The following is a 2,086-nucleotide window of genomic DNA, read 5'->3' on the forward strand; positions in this document are numbered from 1 at the left end:
GGAGCCGGCTTGCCGGCGACAGGGCCCTTTGATCCAGCGCAATCCCCCCATTGTTTCTGCCTTTTTCCTGACTGCTCGATCCGCTATGCTCGGTTTCCACCCCGTGCCGGATACACCCCAGGAAAGAGGGCTCCATGATCCGCAGCAAACTGCCGAATGTCGGCACGACCATCTTCACCACCATGTCCCAGCTCGCCGTGCAAACCGGTGCGCTCAACCTCTCCCAGGGGTTTCCCGACTTCAATGGCCCGCAGGCACTGCTCGATGCGGTCGGCCGCCATGTCGCCGCCGGGCATAACCAGTACGCACCGATGACCGGCCTGCCGGCCCTGCGCCAGCAGGTGGCCGCCAAGGTCGAACGCCTGTACGGCGCCAAAGTCGACGTCGACCAGGAAGTGACCATCACCCCGGGTGCCACCGAAGCGATCTTCTGTGCCATCCAGGCGGTCATCCAGGCCGGTGACGAGGTCATTGTCTTCGACCCCTGTTACGACAGCTACGAGCCTTCCGTGACGCTGGCGGGTGGCCGTTGTGTGCACGTACAGCTCAGCGCCAGTGACTTCCGTATCGACTGGCAGAAGTTCAGCGATGCCCTGAGCCCGCGCACGCGCATGGTCATTCTCAACTCGCCGCACAACCCCAGCGGGGCACTGATCTCGCGGGAAGACCTGGACCAACTGGCCCAGATGATCGCCGACCGCGACATTTACGTGGTCAGCGACGAAGTCTACGAGCACCTGGTCTACGACGGCGTGCGCCATGCCAGCGTGCTGGCCCACGAAGCGCTTTACCAGCGCGCGTTCGTGATCAGTTCGTTCGGCAAGACGTATCACGTCACGGGCTGGAAGACCGGCTACGTGATTGCGCCGCCGGCCTTGAGCGCAGAGCTGCGCAAGGTGCACCAGTACGTCAACTTCTGCGGCGTGACGCCGCTGCAGTGCGCACTGGCCGACTTCATGGCCGAGCACCCCGAGCACATCGATGAACTGCCGGCCTTCTACCAGGCCAAGCGTGACCTGTTCTGCGACCTGCTCGAAGGCTCGCGGCTAAGCTTTACCCGCACGGCGGGTACCTATTTCCAACTGGTGGACTATTCGCAGATCCGTCCGGACTTGAACGACGTCGACATGGCCATGTGGCTCACCCGTGAGCACGGTGTCGCGACCATTCCGGTATCGGTGTTCTACCAGCAACCTATCCCCGAGCAACGCCTGGTACGCCTGTGCTTTGCCAAACGTGAGGAGACGCTGCGTCAGGCAGCGGAAAAACTATGCGCGATCTGAGTGCACTGCCCAATCTGAGAGTCGCCCTGGTCCAGACCACCTTGGCCTGGCACGACCGCGAAGCCAACTACGCGCACTTCGAGGTGTTGCTGGACCAGGCTGGCGATGTCGACCTGGTGATCCTGCCGGAGATGTTCACCACTGGGTTTTCCATGGAGTCCGAACGCCTGGCCGAGCCTGAGAACGGCCCGACCTACAAGTGGCTCAAGGCACAGGCCAAGCGGATCGGCGCGGTGATCACCGGCAGCGTGATCGTCCAGGCTGCCGACGGCAGCCACCGCAATCGCCTGCTGTGGGCGCGGCCGGACGGCGAGATCCTGCACTACGACAAGCGCCACCTGTTCCGCATGGCCGGCGAGCACAAGCACTACACCCCGGGCGAGCGCCAGGTGCAGTTCGAGATCAACGGTTGGCGGGTGCGCCCGCTGATCTGCTACGACCTGCGCTTCCCGGTGTGGAGCCGTGATGCCCAGGACACCGACCTGCTGCTGTACACCGCCAACTGGCCGGCGGCGCGTCGCCAGCACTGGAACCGTCTGTTGCCCGCGCGGGGCATCGAGAACCTGTGCTACGTGGCGGCGGTGAACCGGGTGGGCACCGATGGCAAGGGCTTTGCCTATTCCGGCGACAGCCAGGTGCTGGACTTCCAGGGCGAGAGCCTGCTGAGTGCAGGAGAGGCGGACGGGGTGTTCACCGCAGTGTTGAGTGCGGCGGAGCTGGCGGCTTACCGCACGCGCTTCCCGGCCAACCTGGATGCCGATACCTTCGAGCTGAACTGAGTCAGTACCGGCCCTATCGCCGGC

The 2,086-nt window shown here is 64.1% G+C and carries 2 protein-coding genes; both read left to right on the forward strand.

Features of this window, described 5'->3' with window-relative positions:
• The first annotated feature begins 134 nt into the window (after positions 1-134).
• A complete protein-coding gene (locus PMI38_RS19655; protein WP_008097612.1) occupies positions 135-1,283 on the forward strand; it encodes a pyridoxal phosphate-dependent aminotransferase in 1,149 nt (382 codons plus the stop codon).
• Positions 1,271-2,062, forward strand: a complete 792-nt coding sequence (locus PMI38_RS19660; protein WP_008097614.1) for an amidohydrolase — start codon at positions 1,271-1,273, stop codon at positions 2,060-2,062. Before PMI38_RS19655 ends, PMI38_RS19660 begins: the two co-directional genes overlap by 13 nt.
• Positions 2,063-2,086: the final 24 nt, after the last annotated feature.

The sequence above is a fragment of the Pseudomonas sp. GM84 genome, from assembly GCF_000282535.1.
Classification (GTDB): Bacteria; Pseudomonadota; Gammaproteobacteria; order Pseudomonadales; family Pseudomonadaceae; genus Aquipseudomonas.